Origin of the sequence: Microcystis sp. M079S1 (assembly GCF_020246425.1) — a bacterium.
GTDB classification, from domain to species: Bacteria; Cyanobacteriota; Cyanobacteriia; order Cyanobacteriales; family Microcystaceae; genus Microcystis; species Microcystis aeruginosa.
Genome location: NZ_JADBSZ010000196.1, coordinates 1 through 25,426, shown reverse-complemented (window position 1 = coordinate 25,426; position 25,426 = coordinate 1). Strand labels below are relative to the sequence as shown.

General features: G+C 42.1%; 22 protein-coding genes and 1 pseudogene. 4 read left to right on the top strand and 19 right to left on the bottom strand.

The features are described 5' to 3' along the window. From IM456_RS12940 to ccsB, 5 genes are all read right to left on the bottom strand, one after another. The coding region (locus tag IM456_RS12940; RefSeq protein ID WP_287707460.1) for a Uma2 family endonuclease at positions 1-492 on the bottom strand (492 nt) is incomplete at its 3' end. A gap of 46 nt (positions 493-538) precedes the next feature. After that, on the bottom strand, positions 539-1,783 hold the full coding sequence (locus tag IM456_RS12935; protein WP_287691280.1) for an ATP-binding protein: 1,245 nt from the start codon (positions 1,781-1,783) through the stop codon (positions 539-541). Between the two features lie 264 nt (positions 1,784-2,047). Beyond that, positions 2,048-3,370 carry a serine/threonine protein kinase gene (locus IM456_RS12930; protein ID WP_149987217.1) on the bottom strand — a complete coding sequence of 441 codons (1,323 nt, stop codon included), beginning with the start codon at positions 3,368-3,370 and terminating at the stop codon, positions 2,048-2,050. A 55-nt stretch (positions 3,371-3,425) separates the two neighbouring features. Then, positions 3,426-4,319, bottom strand: coding sequence for an aspartoacylase (locus tag IM456_RS12925; RefSeq protein WP_149987216.1), 894 nt, complete (start codon positions 4,317-4,319; stop codon positions 3,426-3,428). A gap of 269 nt (positions 4,320-4,588) precedes the next feature. After that, positions 4,589-5,575, bottom strand: coding sequence for a c-type cytochrome biogenesis protein CcsB (gene ccsB, locus IM456_RS12920; protein WP_149987215.1), 987 nt, complete (start codon positions 5,573-5,575; stop codon positions 4,589-4,591). 132 nt (positions 5,576-5,707) lie between these two features. Here ccsB and ftsH point away from each other — a divergent pair, with 132 nt between their 5' ends. Beyond that, positions 5,708-7,672: an ATP-dependent zinc metalloprotease FtsH gene (gene ftsH / locus IM456_RS12915; protein WP_287691277.1), complete on the top strand. Its 1,965-nt coding sequence runs from the start codon at positions 5,708-5,710 to the stop codon at positions 7,670-7,672. 163 nt (positions 7,673-7,835) lie between these two features. On the opposite strand, the gene IM456_RS12910 is transcribed toward ftsH, so the two are convergent. The 3 genes from IM456_RS12910 to IM456_RS12900 form a co-directional block, all read right to left on the bottom strand. After that, positions 7,836-9,752 carry a hypothetical protein gene (locus IM456_RS12910; protein WP_149987213.1) on the bottom strand — a complete coding sequence of 639 codons (1,917 nt, stop codon included), beginning with the start codon at positions 9,750-9,752 and terminating at the stop codon, positions 7,836-7,838. Continuing rightward, positions 9,721-10,074 (bottom strand): hypothetical protein, encoded by a 354-nt coding sequence (locus IM456_RS12905; protein ID WP_002780578.1) that lies wholly within the window; start codon positions 10,072-10,074, stop codon positions 9,721-9,723. Before IM456_RS12905 ends, IM456_RS12910 begins: the two co-directional genes overlap by 32 nt. A 135-nt stretch (positions 10,075-10,209) precedes the next feature. Next, a complete protein-coding gene (locus tag IM456_RS12900; RefSeq protein WP_149987212.1) occupies positions 10,210-10,761 on the bottom strand; it encodes a thioredoxin family protein in 552 nt (183 codons plus the stop codon). A gap of 41 nt (positions 10,762-10,802) precedes the next feature. Here IM456_RS12900 and IM456_RS12895 point away from each other — a divergent pair, with 41 nt between their 5' ends. Together IM456_RS12895 and IM456_RS12890 are read left to right on the top strand one after the other, a co-directional pair. Then, on the top strand, positions 10,803-11,207 hold the full coding sequence (locus IM456_RS12895; RefSeq protein ID WP_004163818.1) for an NIL domain-containing protein: 405 nt from the start codon (positions 10,803-10,805) through the stop codon (positions 11,205-11,207). A gap of 235 nt (positions 11,208-11,442) precedes the next feature. Further along, positions 11,443-12,852, top strand: coding sequence for an isochorismate synthase (locus IM456_RS12890; protein WP_149987211.1), 1,410 nt, complete (start codon positions 11,443-11,445; stop codon positions 12,850-12,852). 11 nt (positions 12,853-12,863) lie between these two features. Here IM456_RS12890 and IM456_RS12885 read toward each other — a convergent pair whose 3' ends face one another. From IM456_RS12885 to larE, 5 genes are all read right to left on the bottom strand, one after another. Continuing rightward, complete coding sequence (locus IM456_RS12885) at positions 12,864-14,240, bottom strand: aldehyde dehydrogenase (RefSeq protein ID WP_149987210.1); 1,377 nt, start codon at positions 14,238-14,240, stop codon at positions 12,864-12,866. A gap of 30 nt (positions 14,241-14,270) precedes the next feature. Further along, positions 14,271-15,749 carry a hypothetical protein gene (locus IM456_RS12880; RefSeq protein ID WP_287691273.1) on the bottom strand — a complete coding sequence of 493 codons (1,479 nt, stop codon included), beginning with the start codon at positions 15,747-15,749 and terminating at the stop codon, positions 14,271-14,273. A gap of 107 nt (positions 15,750-15,856) precedes the next feature. Further along, positions 15,857-16,648, bottom strand: a complete 792-nt coding sequence (locus tag IM456_RS12875; RefSeq protein ID WP_149987208.1) for a TIGR03943 family putative permease subunit — start codon at positions 16,646-16,648, stop codon at positions 15,857-15,859. 24 nt (positions 16,649-16,672) lie between these two features. Continuing rightward, entirely contained in the window at positions 16,673-17,683 is a 1,011-nt protein-coding gene (locus tag IM456_RS12870; RefSeq protein WP_002793150.1) for a permease, read from the bottom strand. Between the two features lie 263 nt (positions 17,684-17,946). Continuing rightward, complete coding sequence (gene larE / locus IM456_RS12865; protein WP_149987207.1) at positions 17,947-18,756, bottom strand: ATP-dependent sacrificial sulfur transferase LarE; 810 nt, start codon at positions 18,754-18,756, stop codon at positions 17,947-17,949. A gap of 307 nt (positions 18,757-19,063) precedes the next feature. Here larE and IM456_RS12860 point away from each other — a divergent pair. Further along, positions 19,064-19,258, top strand: a pseudogene (locus IM456_RS12860) (DUF433 domain-containing protein); the annotation flags it as partial. A gap of 359 nt (positions 19,259-19,617) precedes the next feature. Here the strand turns inward: IM456_RS12860 and IM456_RS12855 are convergent. The 6 genes from IM456_RS12855 to hoxE form a co-directional block, all read right to left on the bottom strand. Beyond that, positions 19,618-19,830, bottom strand: coding sequence for a DUF3134 family protein (locus IM456_RS12855; protein ID WP_149987206.1), 213 nt, complete (start codon positions 19,828-19,830; stop codon positions 19,618-19,620). A gap of 252 nt (positions 19,831-20,082) precedes the next feature. Then, a complete protein-coding gene (psb34, locus tag IM456_RS12850; RefSeq protein WP_002783665.1) occupies positions 20,083-20,391 on the bottom strand; it encodes a photosystem II assembly protein Psb34 in 309 nt (102 codons plus the stop codon). A 173-nt stretch (positions 20,392-20,564) separates the two neighbouring features. After that, positions 20,565-21,938, bottom strand: coding sequence for a gluconeogenesis factor YvcK family protein (locus tag IM456_RS12845; RefSeq protein WP_149987204.1), 1,374 nt, complete (start codon positions 21,936-21,938; stop codon positions 20,565-20,567). Between the two features lie 73 nt (positions 21,939-22,011). Further along, the gene (locus tag IM456_RS12840) at positions 22,012-22,497 is read right to left on the bottom strand and encodes a Tic20 family protein (RefSeq protein ID WP_287691271.1); all 486 of its coding nucleotides are present in this window, start codon (positions 22,495-22,497) and stop codon (positions 22,012-22,014) included. Between the two features lie 122 nt (positions 22,498-22,619). Continuing rightward, positions 22,620-24,227, bottom strand: a complete 1,608-nt coding sequence (gene nuoF, locus IM456_RS12835) for an NADH-quinone oxidoreductase subunit NuoF (RefSeq protein WP_287691270.1) — start codon at positions 24,225-24,227, stop codon at positions 22,620-22,622. A gap of 28 nt (positions 24,228-24,255) precedes the next feature. Beyond that, positions 24,256-24,765, bottom strand: a complete 510-nt coding sequence (gene hoxE, locus IM456_RS12830; protein ID WP_149987222.1) for a bidirectional hydrogenase complex protein HoxE — start codon at positions 24,763-24,765, stop codon at positions 24,256-24,258. Positions 24,766-25,426 lie beyond the last annotated feature (661 nt).

Genomic DNA, 25,426 nt, shown 5'->3' with positions numbered 1-25,426 from the left:
GGTGTATTCTTGCAGTAACCAATTATTCTCTGAGGTTTTGCTATAGGATTCTATTAGTATCTCCCCTTGACTGACGAGAAGATATTGGTTTAATTGGGGTATAGAACGATAATAACGAAATTTATCACCCCGATCATAACCGGAGGTGGAAGGAGATAAAACTTCGATAATTAGGCAGGGATTTAAAATTTCATCGTTGCGATTATCACTAAATAATGGTTCCCCGGCAATGAGCATTAAATCTGGGTATAAACCGCGATTATACTGGGGTATCCATAGACGCAGATCGCTAGATTGAAGACGATAATTAGTTCCTCTTAAAGCTAATTTAAGCAGGACAATAAGATTAATGAGAATACTATTATGATTGATGCTTCCCCCTGTCATCTCGATAATTTCCCCGTCGTGATATTCGTGTTTAACCTCGGCTATGGTTTCTAAATTACGATATTCTTCTAAGCTGAGGGTTTTGGGAGGAGATTGAGTCAACATTTTTCCAGATTAGAGATTATTTTATTTAATCATAACACAATTAATGCTACCCATTTAATTCTAATTCCCCTTGAAGAAAATCAATAAATTGTCTAGCAGTTCTTCCCGATCGCCCATTATGTTGGGTTGCCCATTGTTTGGCACGAAATTCTAATTCTTCTAAGCTAATTTTTAATTTAGCTAAACTGGCTAAATGACGCACTATTTCCAAATATTTTTCTTGATTAGCCGGTTCAAAAGTGAGGGTTAAACCAAAGCGATCACTAAAGGATAATTTTTCTTGTACTGTGTCCCAATTATGCACTTCATCACTATCTTTTGGTTGTGGTCGATCCGCAAAAAATTCTCTGACTAAATGTCGGCGATTAGAAGTGGCATAAACTACGACATTTTTCGGTCTAGCGGTGACGCTTCCCTCTAAAACAACCTTTAAAGCTTTAAAAGCTTCATCGTCTTCTTCAAAGGATAAATCATCGACAAAGATAATAAATTTTTGGGGCAAATCTCGCAGGATTTCAATAATTAATGGTAGGTCTTTTAATTGCGATTTTGCCACTTCAATTAAGCGCAATCCTTGGCTATGGTATTTTTGCAATAATCCCTTAACCAGAGAGGATTTTCCCGAACCACGGCTGCCATAGAGTAAAACATTTAAAGCGGGATAACCTGCCAATAAAAACTCAGTGTTTTTAATCAAGGTTTCCTTGGGCATTTCATAACCGACTATTTCTTGAATCTGCACGGGATCGGGATGAGTAATTCCTTGTAATCTGCCTTCTTGCCACCTTAAAGCTTGATAACGGGCAAAAATTCCTGTACCACACTCACGATAATAATCGGCTAGATCTTCGACTAATTCCGTCCAATTTAAACCAGAATGCAGGAAACTTTCTAATTTATTGTCCACTTCCCAAGCGGGGAAAATTAGAAATTTAATTTGTTCAAAAACTGTCGAATTACTTAAGCTATAAATGCTAGAATTATAAAGAGATTGGAGGATAGATAAATCCTGTTTAACGCCATTAATTAAAGATTCGGGTAACTCCCCAACACTTTTTTTCTGTACCTGTTGACTAAAGGGATTATCATCTAATAAAATTTGTTCGACTAGAAAATCATTCCAACTGATATTTTTAGATGCTAAAGCTTGAAACCATTGACCATAAGCTTTGAGAAAATCGGCGATATTATCCGTAGATAATAGGGTAATAAATGCCTTGCCAATAGCATGATCAAAAACCCCTTGATACAAAACTAACAAGCTGACTTTTTGGTAAATTTCAGAGATCATTTTTTATTCTCCACTAATAACTAATATTTCACTGCCGCCTTTTGGTAATTCCTAATCCGATTTAATAATTGCCGTCCTGTAGCCGAGGGAATGCCAATCAGTTATTATTCTATCAAGATAGGGTAATCTCTGCAAGATTAAGATTAAAAAAGGGAAAATGCGTAGCGACTAATTCCCTGGATTTCTTGAATTGATTCTCAGTTATCTTCATGGTGAGGTGCAAAGTTTTCGTTTTGGGGAGACGGTTGATGATACCCTGTCAGGTTACACTTCCTCTTGATGAGAAACACTGTATTTAATAAAATTTAACCAATCTTGGATTTCCTGTCCTAACCAGAGACATTCATCCTCGCGGAGATTCTGACCGATAAGATAATAATTTTTAGCCGTCCGCAGACGAATCTGATAGTTACCTTCTGTGCCATTGCTATGGAGAAAAATACCCCATAAATTTTGAGTTTTAAAAGCAAATTTTTTGTAGATAAAATTGAAGATTTTATATTTAATTAAAACTTCTTGAGGGGTAAGAATTAATTGCATCTCACGCAAACAAATAAAACCAATTAGAGCTAAAATAAAGGTAAGAATCGGGGAGATAAAGATACTGACAGTAAGGACAATCGCCAAAGACCAGAGGGTAGGTGCATCGGAAGGTAGCTTAATTTTAGGGGGTAAATTAATCTCTAAATTATCCCGGTGTTTAGCGATACGGATGGAACTGTGGGGAGGTTTTGGTAATTTCTTAGGATCGATTAAACTTGAGGCTTGGCGATAGTAGGGATGTTGGAGAAATTTCAGAGCTTCTCTGGCACTTTTAAACCGCTTTTCTACCGCTATATCGGTCATAGTTTCTAACCAATCGATTAAATCATCATCAATTGTCACCAGTTGGCGAAATTGAATTTTAGAGTCGCGGTGGGGCAATTCTATCGGGACAATTCCCGTCAATAAATGAATTAAAGTCATACCCAAGGCATATAAATCAGAACTGGGAACCGCCCGGCCCCAAAATTGTTCTAGGGGTGCATAACCACTCGTCCCCACCACGGTAAAAGTAACTCCCGTCACTGCACCGCGGGACTGGACTGCCCCAAAATCTACTAAATAAACGTTATTTTCCGAGTTAATAATTAAATTACTAGGTTTAATATCTCGATGTAATACTGGGGGCGATAATTCATGCAAATAGATGAGAATTTCGAGAACTTCTTGGGCAATAGTCCGAATTACCGTAGCGGTGAAACGTTGCCCCCTTTCTAAGCGATCGCTTAGAGATTCTCCGGGTATATAATCTTGTACAAGCACAAACCAAGGAATCCCGTCACCTTGATTTTTATCGAGGGAAAAATAATCGCGATAGCGGGGAATACGGGGATGATGGAGAGAAGCTAAGACGGCTGCCTCCCGTTCAAATAATTTTAATTCTTCCCACTCCATCTGGGGACTAAAAGCGAGGAGTTTAATAATTACCGATTCCTGGGATAATACATCGATAGCTAACCAAGTTTGACGACCGATAGCGGTATTGCCTAGGCGTTGTTGCAGTTGGTAACGTTCAGCTAAAAGAGAATCAGAAGTAAAGGTCATAGTGGCTTTTCCCTTATTTAGACCTGTTTTTTTTCAGGAAAACTGCTGGCTGGTACTAATTAATATCGATTTGTTTTTTTGCTGTCCAACAAAGGGCAATTCCTTTTTCTTTATAGGAAGATTCTCCGACAAAGATAGGATATAATTCAGATTCCCCACGATAGATAATTTCCTGACCATCAAATCCTAGAAAAATCGGTTGATTGGGTTGAATTGCCTGATAATCTCGTTGAAGAATCTGAGGATGTAACATGGCTTTAATTTCACCCTGTTCATTCCTAGGATAATCGATCGAGCCTAAACGTTGGTAAACTGTTAGGGATTCGCTGAAAGTATCGAGATGGGCAGCCAGATAATTTTCCTGTTCGATGTAGTCTAGGATTTGATAGATGAGTGTTTCGGTTTGACGAAAAAGATAGGGACAGATGACACCATGGTTAACCGGACCGATTTCGAGGGTAAAAGCTAGGGGACAAATTCCTTTCAGAAAATGATTTTCTTCCTCGCTGACGGGATGATAAATTAAGCGCACATCAGGATTAATTTTAGTCAGATAGGTAAAGAGTTTTAATAGCCAAGGATGGGGATTAGAATAAATAATTGCCAGCATCATGTTAGATGTGGTGCTGTGAATATCGATTAATAAATCAATGGATTTTTCTCGGATTTCTTTGACTATTTTTTTGGCTCGTTTTTGTTCGTATTGCTGACAATCGGGATTAACTAAATCTTTTTGGTTAAAACAACGATTTAAATCCGTATCGATATATCTAAACCGTTGCTTTAGGGCTAAGGGATTAGCGATGAGACTGTGGGATTGAAAACTGCTGCGAGCAATAAGATTAGGTGACTTTTGCAGGTATTTAACCAAATAAGCGGGAGTTAGTTCATTGCCATGCACACCGGCAATTAAAGCCAGATTTTTAATAGTAGTTTTCTGCTCGATCATTTTTTATAATTTTTGAGAAGTTAAGTGGGTGGGTGGAATTAAATATAAGATGAACGTAGGTTGGGTTGAAGCATGAAACCCAACGCCCGATTATGTTACGCTACCGCTAACCCATCCTACAAATAATTGTGCCTCCCTACTTATAATTATTTATGGTTTGCGGCAAAAAGTTTGTTGGTGGGGTTAGGAGTCGGTCGTCGGTCGTCAGAAGATTATTTTTATTTATTCTTCCCACACCCCACACCCCACACCCCACCCCTATAACTGATTTAGAAAAACCAACCGTAGGAATGAAGACCTTTACCTAAAAGATTCACCCCTAAATAACATACCCAAACCACAACAAAACCACTGGCCGCTAGAATAGCTGGTTTTCTTCCCTGCCATCCCCGGGTAATGCGCGCATGGAGATAAGCGGCAAACACTAACCAAGTGATTAGCGCCCAAGTTTCTTTCGGATCCCAACTCCAATAGGAACCCCAAGCTTCATTCGCCCAAACCGCCCCGGCGATGATACCGATAGTGAGAAGAGGAAAACCGAGACCAATGACCCGATAACTGATATTATCGAGGGTTTCCGCCAAGCTAAGACGTTGGGGCGAAAGGGTCGTCATCGCTGTTAAGGTGGGAGTTAAAAGGGCGGTTGTGCCACTGTTAGCCGTTTCCAGGAAAATTGGGGCGGAAAGAGTGGTAGATAACTTATTTTGCAGACGATATGCCCCCGTACCCACGGAACTGCCTTTTAACTCAATATTTTGACCTCTAGTGACGATCAAAAAAGCGATCGCCATCAGGGAACCCACCATCAAAGCAGCATAACTTAACATCATGACGCTAACGTGCATCATCAACCAATTCGATTTTAAAGCCGGAACCAAGGGTGCCGAAGTTTGCATTTCCCCGGGTAAGGACAAAGTGGCAAAAGCGGTAATCCCCATGGCTACAGGAGTCGTCACCACCCCCACCAGGCGACTGCGGCTATTGTACTCAGCAATTAAATGAACGGCAGTTACACCCCAAGCGAGAAAGAATAAAGATTCGTAAAGATTGCTAATGGGGAAATAACCCGCTTCTAACCAGCGCGCCCCCAATAAAGCGGCGATACAGAGGTTAGCGATGGCCACTCCCGTGCTGCCCAGGCCGGGCAACAAAGGTATGCTAGGAAAGGCTGCCCCGGCCCAATAAACCAGCATGGTTAAAAACAGGACTAAAAAAGAAGTGTTATCGAGAAAGTTCTCTAAGCTAACTAAATTCATGGGATTTCTCTCGTTTGTCGCTCGCTCGCTACCAAGTATTCCATCCTCTATCCTATCCCATCGGTAAGGCGATCGAGATAGGAAATTGTTAGTATGAACTTTGTATTTTCACTCTGACCCACCCTAAAAATTATGGCTAATCAAGAAGATAATCAATTTTCCTGGTCGCGTTGGCCGCGGTTAGGCAAAATTCTGCTCATTTGTTCTGGTGTTGCCGTTTTAGGCTATTTTCTTATCCCTCGTCCCTCAGAATTATCCAATATTCCCCTCGAACCCTACAGCGAATTTATCAGTAGAGTGGAACGGGGCGACATCAGTAATGTCAAAATTGGCAATCAAGTCATCTATTATCAATTAAAAAATCCTTTAGAATCCCTGCCTATTCCGGGTAATCCCCCCGTTAATACCCCAGAATCAAGTCATCCCTTTTACGGTGATTCTAGTTCTCTGGACAGCAAACCAAGCAGTAATCTAGTCTCCAGACGAGTCTTGGCCACGATTCCAGTCGATAACCCCCAATTACCCCAACTATTACAGCAAAAAGGCGTAATCTTCGAGGCGATTCCTGTGGCCGAAAACAGTTGGATCACCACTCTCCTCGCTTGGGTGGTTCCTCCCTTAATTTTAGTCGCCGCCATGCAGTTTCTGTTCTATCGCAACGATGACACGCGTAAATCGCTGCTTTTTAATAAAAATCTCGCTAAAGTTTACGGAGACGGCGAAAAATATCCGATTACCTTCAGTGATGTGGCCGGGGCCGAGGAAGCAAAAACCGAGTTAAAGGAAATTGTCGAATTTCTCAAGGATGCCGAGCGCTTTAATAAAATTGGGGCGCGTATTCCTAAAGGTGTTCTCTTGGTCGGACCGCCGGGGACGGGAAAAACCCTCTTAGCAAAAGCGGTCGCGGGGGAAGCGGGAGTGACGTTTTTTAGCATTTCGGCCTCGGAATTCGTGGAATTATTTGTCGGGACCGGGGCAGCCCGGGTGCGGGATCTATTTGCCCAAGCGAAGAAAAATGCCCCTAGCATCATTTTTATTGATGAATTGGACGCGATCGGTAAATCGAGAAGTTCGGGATCGGGAACTAGCGGCAGCAATGATGAGCGCGAGCAGACTTTAAACCAACTTTTGACAGAAATGGACGGTTTTAGCCCCAAAGAAGCCGTCGTCATCGTTTTAGCCGCCACCAATCGCCCAGAGACTCTTGATGCCGCTTTATTGCGTCCGGGGCGCTTTGATCGCCAAGTTTTGGTGGATCGTCCCGATTTAGCGGGAAGATTGGCAATTTTGGAAATATACGCCCAACGAGTCCAGATGGGTGAAGATGTTAACCTCAAAGCGATCGCCACCCAAACCCCCGGTTTTGCTGGTGCCGATTTAGCCAACCTCGTCAATGAGGCTGCTCTCTTGGCTGCCCGCAATAATCGGGAAAAAGTCAGTCAAATTGACTTTAAAGAGGCGATAGAAAGAGTTATCGCTGGCTTAGAAAAGAAAAGTCGCGTTTTATCGGAAAAAGAAAAGAAAATCGTCGCTTATCACGAAGTTGGCCATGCTTTAGTCGGTGCTGTCATGCCGGGAGGTGGTCGGGTGGAGAAAATTTCCATCGTTCCCCGGGGTTTATCCGCTTTGGGTTATACCCTGAAAATTCCCACGGAAGACCGTTTTTTGATGACAGAAACCGAATTTAAGGAACAAATTACTATGTTATTGGGCGGTCGGGCAGCCGAAGAATTAATCTTTGGCAGTGTCACTAATGGCGCTTCCGATGATTTACAAAGGGCGACGGATATTGCTGAAAGAATGGTGACAATGTATGGTATGAGTAAATCCCTGGGACCCCTAGCCTACGATAAAACAGGACAGGCTAATTTTTTAGGTAATAATCAGGGTAGTCCCCGCCGTTCGATCGGGGAAAATACGGCCAAAGCGATCGATGAAGAAGTTAAACAAATTATCGACGCTAGTTACCAAAAAGCCCTAGCAATTCTCAGTCACAACCGCAATTTATTAGAGTCCATTACTGCTAATCTTTTGACCACCGAAGTAATCGAAGGAGAAGAATTGCAAGAATTCTTAAATCAAGCGCAAATGGTCTGATCAATCCCCATAAATAGGGTCTGCTGAAAAAGTTTTTCGTGGGGACAGGGTGTGGGGTGTGGGGTGTGGGGAAGTGGGGAAGTGGGGAGAACAAAGCTGCCTTTTGCCTTTTGCCTCTCCTCATAACTAGGGTTTGCTGAATAAATAATCGAGAATATCTAACTTAAGGAGAAGACAGGATCAAAGCATTAGAAAATTGATATTTCCCTGCTTTGACGGTTAATTTGCCCTTTTTCCATGGCAAAGAAACGGGAGAGTTATCTCGACTTAAACTGTTATAAAGGGCGAAATTTTTTGACCAATCGTGCTTTTGACCGTTACGAATTAAAATCGGCAGTAGATTGATTTGATTATAGGTAAATTGTAAACTCTGCCCTTGACTGCCTTTAAATAAAACCCTGCCTTGCTTAATTTGAGTTAAATTTACTTGACTTTTTTGCTTAAATATGCTCTTGAAATTCTCATAACTACCCTGGGTTGCCGCTTCCCCCACTTCCAGAGCAAAACCCGCATAATTGTTACCTGTGGGTAAAGCTTGGTAGGTATTATCATCGGAATAAGGGGTATTAGGAATCTCGATCATTTCAGGAGAAGAAAGATTTATTAATCTCAGGGCTAACCAAGTTTTTTCTAATTGAATAAACCAGATATTATCATCTTTTTCTACCTTGGCAGTTTTCGGTAATTGCCAGAAAAAAGCTTGGTCTGCTGGACGTAACCAGATTAAAAGATTACGATATTGTCCGATTTCATCCCCGGGATTTTTGCCCGGTTTTACGCCATTTTTGCCAGTGTTAGCCACAAAAAAATCCACACCTTTGTGTTGATTAAAGGCCATTAATTTAAACGGGGCCACATCGCCATCGGGGAAAGTTCCCACCAGACTACCCATTTGATAACTAGCCCCGATAAATTGAGTTTCCCAATAACCCGGACTTTGATTATTGCCCGGTTTCCAGTTTTCATACAGGGGTTTACTGGCGAGAATTTCTACCGGTTTATTAAAGTTTTTTCGGGCTAATTCCATCACTGCCAAAGGAGGACGATAACCACTGGTAATTAGATAAAGAGAGTCCAATTCCGGGCGATTATTGGGGACGGGAGTATCACCAAAGTATAACCAAAAAGTGCGGGATGCACTCGATCGCATTACCCCATTACTACCACCATAATCGCGTTTTACAGGGCCCCCCCAACCACCGCGATAATATTTAACACTAGCGGCCATGGATAACCAATCTAAGGCCATTTTTGCCCATTGTTTAACTTCCGTATCTTGAGCAAAATCGTAGAGATTGAGATAGGGAGCAAAGGTATGACCGTGATAAACTTCTGAATCCCATTCTCCCATACCGATGTTATATAAAGCTGAAACGTAACGCTTAATTTTACTTTTATAAATTTGACGAGTTGCTTCATTTCCTGTTTCTTCGGCCATCAGATAAACCGATGTTTCGCGCATAGCTCGCAGGTTATCAGTATTGCGACTATCTACCCATAAACCCCGTCTTGTTATACTCCAATCATTACCCGTTCCTTGGCCCGTACCGTGGATAGGATGGGGCCGTTGTAAAGGGTCGGTTTCTGTCCAAATTTTCGCCGCATTATACATTCTCTGACGATAAACAGGATCGAGATATTTTCCGAGCAGAAAATATTTTCTAATTTGTCCTTTCAGGGTAAAAGAAAAATAATAATCTATATAATCGGTGTGGGCCTGTTCCCGTTTTTGTGGGTCATCCTGCTGCAGGAAATCTAGGGCTTTTTGCCGGTTTCCTGCCAAGAAATCAAACATGGCCATAGGATAGGATCTTTTCTCGTTTTCTCCCCACAAATTGCCATAACTTTCTGCCTTAGCAAAATGGTTAATAACTTGCTTGGCCCTTTGTTGAAATTCTGCCTCTAATTCCGGTGTCCAATCGTTAAGATATTGGGGTTTAACTTCGGCAACAGGGAAGGAAGCGATCGAGTTTTGAGAAACAGAATAGAGGGAATTAAAGCCAATAGTAAATAGGGCAATTATTACCGCTAAAATTAGATATTTAATTCTAGATCCAATCGTCATCTTCGGCAAATTCATCGATGTTTCCTTGATTTTCTGGGGACTGAGGTTGATTCTCTTTATCTAATTGTAAAGGAACTGGTTCAGGAGGGATAATTTCTGGTAATAATTCTTCGGGTTTTTGACCATCTACCTCCACCACAATCATTTCTGTGACGGGAAACCAAAGTATGCGGCCTTGATCGTCACAAACCGTCAGCGATCGAGATTTATCTGGAGTCTCGGTTGCGAAGAAATCTCCTAACATTTTGGTGGGTAAAATATTCTTACTTTCACCCCCACTAACTCCTAAGAATATATATTCGTTACCTGTGGTCAAATGTTGGACAATAATCGCCATAGTTAAAAAATTCAGTCAATGAAATGTACTTATTGATAAGCTGTTGACTCTTGAATGATAGCTTTCAGCCATGAGCTTTCCACTGATAACTGATTACTGATAACTGATTACTGATAACTGATTACTGATTACTGATTACTGATTAACTTGACTGCCGTGACTGCGAGGATCGGTTTGACTAGCGCCCGCAAGGATATTAAAATCAGAAGTCTGTCCCGTAGTGGTGGCATAGGGTAGGGTAGAATTGGTTAAAAGTGCTTCTAAATTAGCAGTTAAAATTGATTTTGGTTGTTCTCCGATCGCTTGGGCAATCGGTTGTCCTTGATTATTTAAAAAGACAAAATGGGGAATACCATCCACACGATAACGGAGAATTTCGGGCAACCATTTATTATTATCAACGTTGAGCATGACAAAATTAATGGCATTACCGTATTGTTTTTTAATTTCGGCAATTTCAGCGGCCATCGCCTGACAACTGGTACACCAATTAGCATAAAATTCTGTCAGGGTGGGTTTACCATTGCTGAGGGCAAGATCGAAAGGTGTCGCTTTTTCCGCTTGCGCTTCCAAAGATACAGAACTAGCGGTGGTTTGAAACCCCAAGAAAATCGCTACACTAAGAATAACTGCCGTTACTGCCAGCAGCAGATTTCTGATTTTATTGGTGGGTGTGGTGGCTGTCATGGATAGTCTCTCAAAAATTATTCCTATCCTATCCTATCCTCATGAAAAAACGCGTTACTCTCACTTTTCCCAAAAAAGCCGTCCATATGCCCGTTACCTATCGACTGGCGAAGGATTTTAACGTCGCCGCTAATATTATCCGCGCCCAAGTTGCCCCCAATCAAGTGGGAACATTAGTATTAGAATTATCGGGAGATATCGATGAGTTAGAAGCGGCGATCGAATGGTTACAATTACAAAATATTGGCGTTTCCCAAGTTAGTCGCGAAATCGTCATCGATGAAGAAAAATGTGTCGATTGTGGGTTATGTACGGGAGTTTGTCCCACGGAAGCTTTAACCCTTGATCCCGAAAGTTTTCGTCTTAAGTTTTTGCGTTCCCGTTGTGTGGTTTGTGAACAATGTATCCCCACTTGTCCCGTGGCGGCAATTTCCACAAACTTGTAAAGTAGAAGTTATTAAATTAATTTTTTTGCCCATTTAAATAATAGCCGTCTCTGGAGATTTTAAGCCTTCATTTGTCTCCAACCCGGTTAATCGTCACAAATATCCCGTTCCCTTTCTGCCTAAAGACCCTTTCTCCGATACCATAGTTAAAAAGAGATTGCTGACTCTGGCCACATCTGTGGGGATTACATACCATTAATCATGGTTTTTTTGCAAAAAATACAAAAAACTTGACATGACTTCTGCCGTTCCTCGCCTTTCCTATCCTGATAGTCCGATTGCTGATCTTCGCGGCCTCTATAACTTTATCCTCAACCCGCAACTGTTAGCCGCAGAAAAGGGAAATCCGTCGATCGTTAGTTTTTGTCAAAAAATTTCCCCCGTTGATCCCCTAGAAATTCTCTCTCGGATTGCCTCTAGCTATGCCACCCATTGTTATTGGGAAAATCCCGAACGAGAAACCGCTTTTCTCGGCTACGGCATCGCCTTTGCTGCCACTTTCCACGGCAAACAACGTTTTTTAAAAGCTCAAAAATTTATTGAAAACTGTCAACAAAGAATTATCAAAATTGATAACTATAGCGAGATTACTCCCCGCATCTTTTGTAGTTTCACTTTTTTCGACTCGGAAAGAGCTACCCCCTTTCCCTCAGCTACCCTAACCCTGCCTAAGTTTCAAATTATCAAAAAACAGTCGGAATATTTTTTCCTTACCAATCTCCTAATCACCGGCGAAAAAGAAATAGAAAACTCCCTCGAAGAAACTATCAACAACCTCAAAATTATCCAAAATAACTCGAGCAATTGCCGACAAAATCCCCATCAGGCTCCCTGTAGTTATTATATTCATCCTACCTATAATTTTCAAGCGGCTGTTGCCGATGCACTCCAATCTATCCACGCCCAAAAATTTAGCAAAATTGTCCTCGCTCACGCTCTTGACGTGATTTCTCCCCGTCCTTTTCATCTGGTAAACTGTCTCGATAATTTGCGTCAGCGTCATCCCGATTGCTACACTTTTTCCCTCGGCAATGGACGGGGAGATCATTTTATCGGCGCTAGTCCCGAACGCTTGTTAACTGTCCATCAGGGGCAATTAATCACCGATGCTTTAGCGGGATCCGCTCCCCGGGGAGAAAATGCGATCGAAGATGCTCTTTTAGCCAATAAACTCCTCGCTAGTGAAAAAGAACAACGGGAACATCGGGCTGTTAGTGACTTTATTAACCAAAAACTGCGACAAATTGGCTTAAATCCGCAAAATTCTCCCTCTAGATTGTTAAAACTCTCCAATATTCAACATCTCTGGACTCCTATCCATGCCAAACTAAAACCCTCTATCCATCCCCTCGAAATTGTTGCCCAACTACACCCCACTCCTGCTGTTGCTGGGGTTCCCACCGAGATCGCTTTAGCACAAATTCGTCATTATGAAACCTTCGATCGCTCTCTTTATGCCGCTCCTTTGGGTTGGATCGATTGTCAAAATAATAGTGAGTTTATTGTTGGTATTCGTTCGGCCTTAATTGAAGGCGATCGAGCGCGATTATACGCCGGTGCGGGTATTGTTGCCGGTTCCGATCCGGAAAAAGAACTAGCAGAAATTCAGCTTAAATTTCAAGCTCTCTTAAAAGCTTTAACTTAAACTGTAGCTTGTTACCGAACTAATAACTTAAATAAGTCTAATTTACCCTTAAAAGGCGGATATTTTAAAGCGGGATTGAACCAAAGAGGTGTTTTCATAATCGCTTTTTGGTGACTAAAATTCTCAAAGGAAAAACGACCATGATAGCTACCAATACCGCTATTTCCTCGACCACCAAAGGGTAAACTAGGATTAGTAAAATGAAAACTATTGTTGTTAATACAACCTCCCCCAAACTGGACTGATTCTAACCATTTCTTTTCGGTCTTTGCCTTGGTAGTAAACAGATAAAAAGCTAGAGGGTTAGGATTTTTAGCAATAATTGCTAAAGCTTCCTCAAAAGTGCTAAAGGCAATGATCGGTAAAATTGGACCGAATATTTCCCCTTGCATAATAGGAGCATCGAGGGAAACATTAGTTAATAAAGTTGGTTGAATATATAAATTTTCTCGATCGGTTTTGCCGCCAAAAACAATCTCACCATCTTTGAGCAAGTCAATTAAGCGATCAAATTGTTTTTCATTAATTATCTTACCATAATCAGCACTTAATCTGGCATCTTCACCGAAAAAATTAACAATAGTATTAGCTAATTCTCTGATCAAATTCTCCTGCTGGGATTGATGTACCAAAATATAATCAGCCGCGATACACATTTGACCACAATTAGAGAATTTTGTCACGGCAATGCGATGGGTTGCCACGGAAATATTAGCATCAGCTTCGATAACACAGGGACTTTTTCCCCCCAATTCTAGAGTAACGGGAATTAACTTTGCTGCCGCTAGTTGATAAATAATTTTTCCTACCCTGGTACTGCCAGTAAAAAATATATGATCAAAGGTAAAACTGTCTAAGATATTCGGAATTACTTCCGCACCATCTCCCGAGACAATTAACACATATTCTTCTGGGAATATTTCTTGAATTATTTTAATTACTAATTTTTCCGTCGCTGAGGCAAATTCACTCGGTTTTAATACCGCACAGTTACCGGCAGCAATGGCACCGACTAAAGGCACTAATAACAATTGGAGGGGATAATTCCAAGCAGCAATAATTAAAACCACTCCTAAAGGTTCCCGAATAATCTGACTGGAGGATGGAAAATTTAAGAGATTAGTTTTAACAGTTTTGGGTTGCATCCATGAGCGCAAATTTTTTAAAGCGGTATTAATTTCCACCAAAAGGAAGCCATTTTCAGTAATCCAACAATCTTCGGGACTTTTCTTTAAATCGCTATATAAAGCTCGATATATCTCTGCTTCATATTTAATGATTGCCTGTTTTAACTTCTCTAACTGCTGACGACGGAATTGATAGGAACGAGTGGCACCACTGGCAAAATACTGACGCAATTTGGCTAATTTTTCTGAGTTTGACAGCATCGAAATAATTCCTAACTTAATGATGAAATTCTACGGCATCCACTGGGGACGAATTCCCGCTAGAGGTAATTCAATTAAATCAGATTTACTTGCTTTTACTCCATCTTGTAGGGGAGGAATTAACATCCACAAACGACCACCGATAATTGTTTCTCCCGAATCGGTAGTCAAGGGATTAGTAGGATTAGTATCATAACTGGTGCGAAGTTGATCAAAAATAATTGCTAAACTATCGGGAGATAAACTAATGTGAATATCACGATAATCAGCTAATTCCAGTAGGGGAGTCACTTGACCGGTCTTCACATCTATTTTAGCAAAATAGGGTTTTTCTTTGTACTCTTGACTGTTAGTAACTAACTCGGTTAACAAACAATACAAATCACTACCGGTGGCATTAAATTGACAATCTATAATCGAACCTTGTAGATTGAGTAAGCGTTTTTGTAATCCTTGATTATTGACATAAAAAAGCGATCGAATATAACGCATTTTGGCATTATCAGTATTAAAATTCACCATTGCTGCGGCCGTACCATCGGCAGAAAAATTCAAAATTCGCCCAAATTTTGGTAAAAAATCCAGGGGTTTTGTTTCTGATTTTAAGGGCAAAAGCGCAATTCCTTCCCCCTGGGTGACAGCCAAAGTTTTACTATCAGGTGCAATCAAAAATTCTCCGCCTTGGATGTTTAATTGTTGGGTTTTTTCCCCCGATTTAACTGCCCATAAATCGAAGTTAATCGGATTGCGGCGCTCAATTCTCTGCACGACAATAGTTTCCCCATCTTTAGCTAAATCAAAGTGATTATTTTGATAATCTTTATTGTCTAGCACTAACTCAATTTTTGCAGGGGATTGACTGCTATCAACTTGATAAAGCTGCAGTTCACGAATTCCCTCTATCCCCCGATTTTTCGCCACGGCCGAAAAGAGGATTTTTTTACCATCAGGATAGAATTCAAAAGCCATAACGGTCAAATTTGCGGGGGTTAAGAGGGTTTTCTTCTCCTCGGTCAAGTTATAAAAAATTAATCTTCCCTGTTCTTCCCCATTAGTGCCAATATAGGCAAAAGCACGATCGCGACTTTTAAATTCTCTTTCAAAGATTGCTAGGGTTTGTCCTAATCGATTACCGCTGCGAAATTGTTCCCGCGCACCTTCAATTTGCAGATGATATTTTTCTCCATAGGGAATGGGAGAAGTGAGAGTATAAGCTAATCGTCTTCCGGCCCAACTAAACTTACCCGGCAGCGGAGGATCGATAACTAGATTTTTTTCTACACTAGCATGATCCATGGGGCGATCAAAAGTGATAATAAATGCTTGATCTTCCGAGCCAATTTCTCGATTTTCCCAGCTAAATTCCTTGACCCTTGGACCGGTTTGTAAAAGACATTGATTACCACAGCTATTACCTAACCAAATTAAGCCACCAATTACTAAGGTTAGCGATACAATTAATGTTATCGCTAATTTATCAATCGGTTGTAGTTGTAAGGTTTTCAGCATTATAGTAGATAGTTAAGCTGTTAAGTATTTAAATTGCTTGTTGAGATGAGGCACTCTTGCCTTCCGAAGCTGATAACTGATAACTGATAACTGATAACTGATAACTGTTAATATCCATAGGGATCCACAGGAGTGGGTATAGATTTCACGGATTTAGCCTTAATTACTAATTGTCTTCTGGTGGTTGATTTTCCCACCTCTACGGGTAAAGATTCCGTGGCCATTTCTCCGGTGATTTCTAACCAAGTGTCATTGGGATATTGACCGCGACTTCCTGATAGTTTCACCGGCAAACCCACGGGATAAGCATCCACGGCACAACAGGTAAGAATAAAGCGACTCATTAATAAATAATTATCGGGTAATTGGGGCAATTGTACCACAAAACCTGTGACTTTTACCGGTTGTCCCGTGTAAGCATCAGGTTCGGGGTAAGCATTCAAAGTTCTTACCCATTCAATTAAACTTTTTTCCTCCGGTTTAACGGTAGTGCCAAAGGATTGAGTTTGCACGCGAGTTAGGGGTAAAGATTCACTAATTCCCCTCTGTAATGCGATTTGACTGCTGAGGGGCTGCGGGGCGATAAATAGGCCTAAAAGGGCAGTGATTACTAATAAACCTGAGCCAAAATGTTGGGGAAGAATGGTAATATGCGATCGATTATCGTTACTATCTAAATTAATCTTTTTTTGCCACTGTTTTAATAATGTCCAAAGCTTGACTATTCCCAGAACAAATAAAGCAATACTGGTGATGAGAACCAGAATAAAATAATTAGGATGGATCAGTAAATTTAACTGTCCAGTTATCCAGTATTTAAATAGTAACGAACCCCAACCGATTAGGGCAATAATATCGATAAATTGGGGGGCGATTATTTTTAGACGTGATGAATTCATGGGAAAAACTATCCGGGTACTGACCTAAAATAAATAACTGTGAGCCAAGGTGAGTAAAAAAGTCATTTGCGCTGCTAAAGCAAAGAGATAAATTAACATTCTCGGTTTAAAAATAGACAACATTAAACCAATCCCTTTCAGGTCAATCATTGGACCAAACACTAGAAAAGCCAGCAGGGAACTACTGGTAAAACTAGAGGCAAAGGAGAGGGCAAAAAAAGAATCAACCGTGGAACAAATCGAAACAATTACCGCTAACAGCATCATGGCCAAGATCGAAGTAATCGGATCCTGACCCAAATTAAGAACAAATTCCCGGGGAACAAACACCTGTAAACCGGCCGCTATAGCACTTCCTAAGATTAACACTCCTCCTAATTCCCGTAATTCCATCACCACGTTTTCCAGAAAAGTTAACCAGCGCCTTTTCATCGGGATAGCTTGCACTGCTGGTAGGACAGCAGTAGCGGCAAAACTTTCATCTAAGCGCAAAGTTTGCCCAGAATTACCGATCAGAAAAGAACCAGATTGTAGTAGTAGTGGGATAGATTCTTTTTCCGGTGTTTGTGGTTGCCAATTGAGACTTTTTGCCAAAGAGGTTTGTAGGAGCGGTCGGGGATCTTTTTGGATACTAAAGATAATACCGATAACCGTAGCGATGAACAAGGAAAAGATAACTCGATAGAAAACAATTTCCGGTTGATCGCGAAAAGCTACCCAAGTGGACCAGATAACAATCGGGTTAATTGTCGGCGCTGCTAAGAGAAAACTAACCGCTACTGCATTCGGCATTCCTTGCACAAGTAAACGTCGCGCCACCGGTACATTGCCACACTCGCAGACGGGAAACAAAAAACCAATACATCCCCCCACAAATGCTCCTAAAACAGCATTTCGAGGCATCAAGGCAACTAGGCGACGTTCATCGACAAATATTAAAAGAATACTAGAGAGAATCACCCCTAGCAGCAAGAAAGGCATCGCTTCCACCAACAGGCTCAGGAATAGGGTAAAGGCATTTTGTAGTTGACTCATCTATCCTCGCCTTGGCAATTAGAGGTTTAGGGGTAAAGACTTAGGAACCCCAGAAAAAGGTTCATCAGTCCGCTCCCCGGCTTTTTAACATTTTTTTAATATATACGATCAAGTGACCAGTTATCAGTTATCAGTGACCAGTTATCAGGAGACGGGAGACGGGAGCCAGTATTCAGGAGTCAGGAGATTATTTTGATTTATTCCCCGCACTTCCCAATTCATAATTCATAATTCATAATTCCCACTCCCCCATCACCTGACCCCTAGAGGACTCGATTAAGCTTGCCGCTTTGATAACCTTCTAGATCGAGGGTGACATAGATAAAGCCTAATTTTTGCAGATCAGCGACTAATTGGCTTAAATTTGTCCGATTAATAAAGTCGGGAATTTCTGCTGCCGGTAATTCAATCCGTGCCGTATCGCCGCTCGATCGCACCCGTAATTGACGATAACCTAATTTTCGCAGATAAATCTCCGCCCGTCCGACTCTTTGCAATTTCTCCAGGCTAATTTCCTCCCCGTAGGGAAAACGGGAACTTAAACAGGGTTGCGCCGGTTTATCCCACCAAGGTAAATTTAAGTAACGAGATAGTTGACGAACTTCGCTTTTTGTGATAGCAATTTCCGCCAAGGGTGAACGAGCGCCGCGTTCCCTAGCTGCTTGAATCCCGGGACGATAATCCCTTAAATCATCAGCATTAACGCCATCGATGACGTAGGAATAACCACGAGCGAGAGCAAGGGGTTTAAGGGTGTCGTGTAGCTCACTTTTGCAGAAATAACAGCGATTAACGGGATTACTGGTGTAATTGGGGTTATTCATTTCCTCGGTTTCCACCAATTCGTGCAGAATACCGATATAATCGGCCTGAGCGATCGCTTCTTGCAATTCTTCCGGCAGTAGGGAAGGGGAAACCGCCGTAATTGCCAATGCTTGACTCCCTAGCAGATCATAAGCCACTTTGGCCACTAGGGTACTATCTACGCCCCCAGAATAGGCAATCAGAGCCTTTTCGCTGGTTTTTAAGAGGTTTTGTAATTGTCCGAGCTTATCAAGTAATTGACTGTCCATGGCGGCGATTTTGGCAACTGGTTTAGGGAGACCATTTTTTATTATATGCCGTGCCGTAATTAATCAGGGCTACCGATCGATTTATACTGCCATAATTTTGTCAACAATTGGGCTGTCTTTGGCAATTTTTACTAGAAAATAATCTCGCTATTCTAAGGATAGGCGTTTAAAATGCGTCTTAGCTTATTGCTGATCCCAATTATTTTAGTAAGTATTTAGTCATAAACTTCACTTCTAAAACCTACTCTAATAATTATCCTAAATGAGGTAGTATAATTTAAATGTGTCTTAGCTTAACCCTCTCTACATGACAACAAATCTCACAGACTATAAACATATTTCAATTGATCATCGGGGAGTACCAATAATTGCGGGTTCTACCCTGAAAGTGATTGATCTAGTTATGGCACAAATAGCCTACGGTTGGACTCCAGAAGAAATTCACATTAACCATCGTGATTTAAGTATGAGTCAAATTCATTCAGCATTAGCTTACTATTGGGGTTCTTCGGTTTGTGTTAGGTAATAGACGGGGTTATAAGAGATGAAACCCTTATAGAGAAAGACATTTGGCGATTTTTGTCAATTGTTTGCGCTCTAGAACCAACTAATCAATTAAGTTTCTTGCCAGATAAGGATTTAGTCTATTCATGCCACCCGATCGAACCATACCAAGTCCCGAAGAACCATCCTGACTCCTAACCCCACCAACAAACTTTTTGCCGCAAACCCTAAGTAGGGAGGCACAATTATTTGTAGGATGGGTTAGCGGTAGCGTAACATGAGCGGGCGTTGGGTTTCATGCTTCAACCCAACCTACGTTCATCTTATATTTAATTCCACCCACCTACTTAAGACTATTTATTCTTCTTCTTCTTCTATAGCATAATTATCTGGATCGATAATATCGTCTAGTTCTTCTAAAATTTGCGAATCGGGATGAGCATCAGATTGACGTAATTTTAATCTTCCTGTCCGTTCTAACCAATGGAGAAGGGTTTCTTTGGAAGTTATCTGCATAACAGGAATTGCCTGATAGCGAGGTTCTTGACTAATAGAAGGATTAAATTTCATACCTGTTGAATTTCCTTTGAGAAGTTATCTCTATTGGTTGTTCTATTGTTGATCACGAAGAAACCCACAAAAAACTGAAAAAAATTGTCAAGTTTAGCAAAGTAAAAAAGTTCAGCTGTCAGATTTACTATTTGGACAGATAGATAGAGTCGGTTCCAATATACGCTCCCGATACTTGGGATGCAGACTCTATGGTGTAAATTAAAGTTTTCCTGTCTCGCTCAACTTAAATGTCAATCCTACGGTTTTTATCTAGCTAACGGAAAAGGTGATTAATAACACCAAAGCAACCAACAAAACCGCCCCTAATCCTTGCAAAATATACCATTTTTGCTGTTCTAAAGATGGGTATTTTGATAGATAAATCTTGGGTTCGCTACCATAGTTATTGATGATTCCTTCATCATCTACTGTATAGCCCTCTGGGAGAGGTATATTAAGTGATTGATAGTTTTGCCCGTTTATATCTAGTTTAACCTCAGCAGGAATTAATTCACTTCCATCGCTTGGGGAATAGACTGTCGCACCTGTCTCTTGATTAGATTTAGTAGAGTAGTGCATGATCATCTCTCTTCAAAATCTGAGTATAACACAGAATAAGGCGAAATGGTTTTTAGGCTAATTTTTTCCTGGGGCTTTAATCAGCAAATTTGGCTAATGTCGGCAAATTAAAGCAAAAAATATGATTTTATAACTTGACAAAGCTAGATAAAAACATTTAGTCATCTCGCTATTCACTTTTTAGCATACCAGCGCCATAAAACTCGCGCTAAACGTTGGGGATCGTGACGAACTTTGGCAGTAACTTCATCTTCTGCCATTACATTCGCTAAAACAATGCGATAACCCATTTTTCCCACCTCCTCGCGGTCTAAAAACACAGGATGACTATGCTCTTGGGCGTATAATTGCAGAGATTGGGGCGATGGTGCAGTTCTTTGAGCTAAAACCGCATCAAAGATGCGTTCCTCGCAGACTTTTTCGATCGCCCGAATATGATCAGCCACCGAATAATTATCCGTTTCCCCGGGCTGGGTCATAATATTACAAACATAGACACGGGGGACTGTCACCTGTGCTAGGGCCTGACGAATTGCGGGAACCAACAAATTAGGGATAATACTGGTATAAAGACTACCCGGCCCGATGATAATATAATCTGCCTCCTTGATTGCCGCTAAAGCAGCCGGTAAAGCTACCGGATCGGCAGGATGACAGCCAATCTGACGAATTTGCCCCATAGCTTCGGTTATCTTCGATTCTCCCTCAATAATGCGCCCATCGGCTAACTTAGCCCAGAGACTAACATCGGTAAGGGTAGCAGGTAGCACTTTGCCGCGAATGGCCAAAACTTTGGCACTAGCATCGATCGCCTGTTCCAGATCGCCGGTAATCTCGGTCATAGCGCTGATAAATAAATTACCAAAACTGTGGCCCGATAAACCATCCCCGGCATGAAAGCGATATTGAAACAATTCCGTTAATAACTTTTCCTCATCGGCTAAAGCGGCGATACAATTGCGAATATCCCCCGGGGGTAAAATGCCCATTTCCCGACGTAATCGGCCCGAAGAACCGCCATCATCAGCTACGGTGACAATAGCGGTGATATTGGAACTATACTGTTTTAAACCCCGTAAAAGCGTCGATAAACCTGTACCGCCACCAATTGCTACAATTTTCGGGCCGCGATGGAGACGACGATGGGTGCGTAGGAGATCGACTAATTCCTCTGATGCGTCCGGTTGTAGTGCTTCTGTAATCGTTTCGACGGTGCGACTCTGACCCCAGAATAACAAAAAGACACCCAGCAAAACCGCCAGCGGCCCGGAAACAGAATTAGGGACCAAACGGGCGATCGTTTCTAATGCTTGGGAAACAAACTCTAAAAAGCGATTAACCGGGGTTAATTTTACCCAAATAGCCAAACCGAAGGAGGTGAGAAAAACGCCGGTTAAACTAATTAAAAGCCAGCGTTTGACAAAAAGACCGGGAGAAAGCCATTTAAACCAACGATTAACCCGTTTAGGCGTTTTTCTGCCCACAGAAGCGGCTATTTTCCCCTTCTGAGCGTTGAGTTCCCGTAGCGTCTGTTTAAATGGACTCATAGATGTGGCCTGGCAGCGAACGCATTGATTCTGGAGAGACTGTAGCCGAAAAAGGGGACAAACTCAAGCTGACCTAACCTCCCACTTGGGAATAGGCTGCCTCAGAAATTGTGGGAATATCGGCGTATTTGCCGATAAACGACTGTATAATACTGTAAACACAGGCGGCAAATGCTCCCAAAAAGACGACATTAAAAAGAGTTTCTACGACTAAATTCGCCCCTAAACCCCTAGCGACGAAATCTAAGGCCAATCCCAATAAATACACCAAAATCTCGATTAAAATCGCCTGCATGGTGTTAAACCGGATAAAATGACTGATGCGGGGATTGCGTACCACGGCGAAAAAGAGGACGAAAAAGATAATTAAACTGCCAAAGCTTCCCAGAGAACTATAGAGAAAAGCTAAGGGAGCTAAAACTATTGCTAAGGCCGCTCCTAAAAAAGGAATTTGCTGAAAGATAAAGATACCGAAGGCAAAAGCGGAATATAAGGGTAAAAGATATACTAAAGCTGCAAAAATGCGATCTTTTGTATCGGTTGAGCCGCGCCAAGTCATAATCTATTGTCTCCTGAGACTACTGCTAACTCTCTCCAAGATAACCCGGCAGCCCACCAGACTTCGCGTAACCGAAAAAATTGCTCGAGGCCGAACATTGTTGGGCCTCGAGCGAGTTATTCTCAAACAGAGACGGGGTGCTTGATTTGCTGTAACAGAGCCAGATATTCCTCCTTAAAATACTGTAGGGTACTTAAAATCGGATTGGGAGCGCTTTGACCAAGACCGCAAAGACTAGTTTCTTTAACCATTTGACAGAGGTGTTCTAGGTTTTCGAGGTCGTGAATATCGGCCTTTCGAGCGATAATTTTGGCCAATAATTCAAACATTTGTACTGTTCCCGTGCGACAGGGGATACATTTACCACAGGACTCCTCGCGACAGAACTCCATATAGAATTTCGCCACTTCCACCATACTGGTAGTATCATCCATAACCACCATCCCCCCAGATCCCATCATCGAACCGAGTTTGGCTAAGGATTCGTAATCTACGGGAGTATCGAGTAAATTAGCGGGAATACAACCCCCAGAGGGGCCGCCGGTTTGTACCGCTTTCACTTGACCATCGGGAACACCACCCCCCATCTCCTCGACAATTTCCCGGAGAGTAATGCCCATCGGCACTTCAATCAGCCCATTATTGCGGATTTTTCCCGTCAAAGCGAAGATTTTTGTGCCTTTACTGCTGGCAGTACCGATATTGGCGTACCAAGCAGCCCCCTCGCGGATAATAGCGGCGATATTAGCGTAGGACTCCACGTTATTAATCAGGGTGGGACAACCATCGAGACCCGATTGGGCCGGATAGGGGGGACGGGTGCGGGGAGTGCCGCGGCCGCCTTCGATGGAATGGATGAGAGCGGTTTCCTCTCCACAGACAAAAGCTCCCGCCCCGATGCGGATATCCACCTTAAAATCGAAAGTGGACTCGAATACTTGGGAACCCATTAAACCAAATTTTTTGGCCTGATTAATCGCTTTTTGCAGACGATCGATCGCCAGAGGGTATTCGGCTCTAACATAGATATAACCATGATCCGCACCCACGGCATAGGCAGCGATCGCCATTCCTTCCAGGACTAAATGGGGGTCACTTTCCAAAACACTACGGTCCATAAACGCCCCGGGGTCGCCTTCATCAGCATTACAGATAACGTATTTTTGTTTACCCGGTTGTTTAGCCACCGTCGCCCATTTTAAACCGGTGGGATAACCCGCACCTCCCCGGCCGCGCAAACCGCTTTTGGTGATTTCCTCCACCACCTGGGCCGGAGTCATCTCGTAGAGGGCCTTGTAGAGAGATTGATAGCCACCGACGGCGATATATTCCTCAATGCGATCGGGATCGATTTTACCGCTATTTTCCCGGACAATTTTGACTTGATGGGAGAAAAAGGGATGTTTTGAGTCCCCTAATTGCACCTCGGTTTTGCCGCCGTTTAAGGCCGCAACAATGCTGGCAGCACTTTCCGGGGTGACTTCTTCGTATAAGAGATCCTGGGGATCCACTTCCACCAACGGACCGCGACCACAAAAACCCATACAACCGACCCCGACCACTTCGACTGTATCCTCTAGGTCTGCTTCTTTGACGGCAGTGGCGAGGTTTTTTTTGATTTGGAGGGAGTTAGCGGCTTGGCAACCGGTGGAAGTGCAACAATGCACCCGGATGCTTTTTTGTCTAGTTTTTTCCTTCTCGGCCACTGCCAATAATTCTTGTAAGTCCATATTCTTCTCAATCCACTAGAGTGAAAAATTACCGAGAGAAACTCTGTAGTTTCGCTAAGACAGTTTCCGAATCTTGTTTAGGGGCCACGACTCCATCGAAGACCACGGCCGGCGCAATCCCACAGGCCCCGATACAACGGGCCGACACTAGGGAAATTTCTCCATCGGCGGTGGTTTCTCCCACTTTGACATCAAAGGCGTTTTCGATGTCTTCGAGGATTTTGCCACTGCCTTTGACATAACAAGCAGTCCCCATACAGATGATACAGGTGTGTTTTCCCGCCGGTTTCAGGGAAAAGAGATGATAGAAGGTTGCTACCCCATAGACGCGACTGAGGGGCAGTTTTAGCGCCCGGGCAACGTAGAGGAGAACATCTTCTTCTAGGAATCCGAAAGCTTCTTGGGCCTTGTGCAGGACTTCAATCAGGGCTGATTGATTATATCCTGCCCGCTTCATGGTAATGTCGAGGACTTTGAAGCGTTTATCGCCACTGGGATGCTCTTTTTTCTCCGTTTGACGAGGATTGGCAGTTTGCATAAATCTGAACCAAATAAATTTTAGGGGCGATGACGGGAAAAAGATGGAGAGTTGTCGGTTTTCCTTGGTCATCTCCCTGCTTTTATTCTGACACTGGCTCCGGAGGGCGATCGATAACTTTATCTTTCCTTTAGTTATTGGGGGATATTCAGTTATCAGTGACCAGTAATCAGTTTCCCTAAGCTGTGGAAGATGAATTTAAGCCATTTTTCAAGAATCTGGACTGAGATATAAGGCAATGCTGCATTACACTGCATTAATACCAACGATAAGAAAGGCAATCGCACTCGATAAGATTGAACCCCACAGAAAACGGGTTTCTTGAAGAAACCCGTTTTCTGAAAGCATCCCCCTTTTCTCCTAGGTTAAAGGGGTAAGGTCATAACAATCTGTTGCCACAACCGACTTTTCAGAATACAATAGAGAAGAGTAGAACTCTTGCAAATTAATTATATGTTATAATGATGGGTTAACTAATTTTCCCCAAAAAATTAGTTAATCAGTACATTTGTCCTGAATAAAAACTTGAAGTTTAACTTTTAACTCAAAACTCTTTAGAGCTGCTTTAATTTGGTTATCAAAACCTCTTTATTTAAGCGGCACAAACTATCTCAATTATAAAAATTGAGAATAAATTCTCCTTGACTTGATTAATCTTTAG

Bases quoted from the DNA above. Each gene is read 5' to 3' on its own strand.
- IM456_RS12935 (WP_287691280.1), bottom strand. From the start codon at position 1,783: ATGATCTCTGAAATTTACCAAAAAGTCAGCTTGTTAGTTTTGTATCAA.
- IM456_RS12930 (WP_149987217.1), bottom strand. From the start codon at position 3,370: ATGACCTTTACTTCTGATTCTCTTTTAGCTGAACGTTACCAACTGCAA.
- IM456_RS12925 (WP_149987216.1), bottom strand. From the start codon at position 4,319: ATGATCGAGCAGAAAACTACTATTAAAAATCTGGCTTTAATTGCCGGT.
- ccsB (WP_149987215.1), bottom strand. From the start codon at position 5,575: ATGAATTTAGTTAGCTTAGAGAACTTTCTCGATAACACTTCTTTTTTA.
- ftsH (WP_287691277.1), top strand. From the start codon at position 5,708: ATGGCTAATCAAGAAGATAATCAATTTTCCTGGTCGCGTTGGCCGCGG.
- IM456_RS12910 (WP_149987213.1), bottom strand. From the start codon at position 9,752: ATGAATTTGCCGAAGATGACGATTGGATCTAGAATTAAATATCTAATT.
- IM456_RS12905 (WP_002780578.1), bottom strand. From the start codon at position 10,074: ATGGCGATTATTGTCCAACATTTGACCACAGGTAACGAATATATATTC.
- IM456_RS12900 (WP_149987212.1), bottom strand. From the start codon at position 10,761: ATGACAGCCACCACACCCACCAATAAAATCAGAAATCTGCTGCTGGCA.
- IM456_RS12895 (WP_004163818.1), top strand. From the start codon at position 10,803: ATGAAAAAACGCGTTACTCTCACTTTTCCCAAAAAAGCCGTCCATATG.
- IM456_RS12890 (WP_149987211.1), top strand. From the start codon at position 11,443: ATGACTTCTGCCGTTCCTCGCCTTTCCTATCCTGATAGTCCGATTGCT.
- IM456_RS12885 (WP_149987210.1), bottom strand. From the start codon at position 14,240: ATGCTGTCAAACTCAGAAAAATTAGCCAAATTGCGTCAGTATTTTGCC.
- IM456_RS12880 (WP_287691273.1), bottom strand. From the start codon at position 15,749: ATGCTGAAAACCTTACAACTACAACCGATTGATAAATTAGCGATAACA.
- IM456_RS12875 (WP_149987208.1), bottom strand. From the start codon at position 16,648: ATGAATTCATCACGTCTAAAAATAATCGCCCCCCAATTTATCGATATT.
- IM456_RS12870 (WP_002793150.1), bottom strand. From the start codon at position 17,683: ATGAGTCAACTACAAAATGCCTTTACCCTATTCCTGAGCCTGTTGGTG.
- larE (WP_149987207.1), bottom strand. From the start codon at position 18,756: ATGGACAGTCAATTACTTGATAAGCTCGGACAATTACAAAACCTCTTA.
- IM456_RS12855 (WP_149987206.1), bottom strand. From the start codon at position 19,830: ATGAAATTTAATCCTTCTATTAGTCAAGAACCTCGCTATCAGGCAATT.
- psb34 (WP_002783665.1), bottom strand. From the start codon at position 20,391: ATGCACTACTCTACTAAATCTAATCAAGAGACAGGTGCGACAGTCTAT.
- IM456_RS12845 (WP_149987204.1), bottom strand. From the start codon at position 21,938: ATGAGTCCATTTAAACAGACGCTACGGGAACTCAACGCTCAGAAGGGG.
- IM456_RS12840 (WP_287691271.1), bottom strand. From the start codon at position 22,497: ATGACTTGGCGCGGCTCAACCGATACAAAAGATCGCATTTTTGCAGCT.
- nuoF (WP_287691270.1), bottom strand. From the start codon at position 24,227: ATGGACTTACAAGAATTATTGGCAGTGGCCGAGAAGGAAAAAACTAGA.
- hoxE (WP_149987222.1), bottom strand. From the start codon at position 24,765: ATGCAAACTGCCAATCCTCGTCAAACGGAGAAAAAAGAGCATCCCAGT.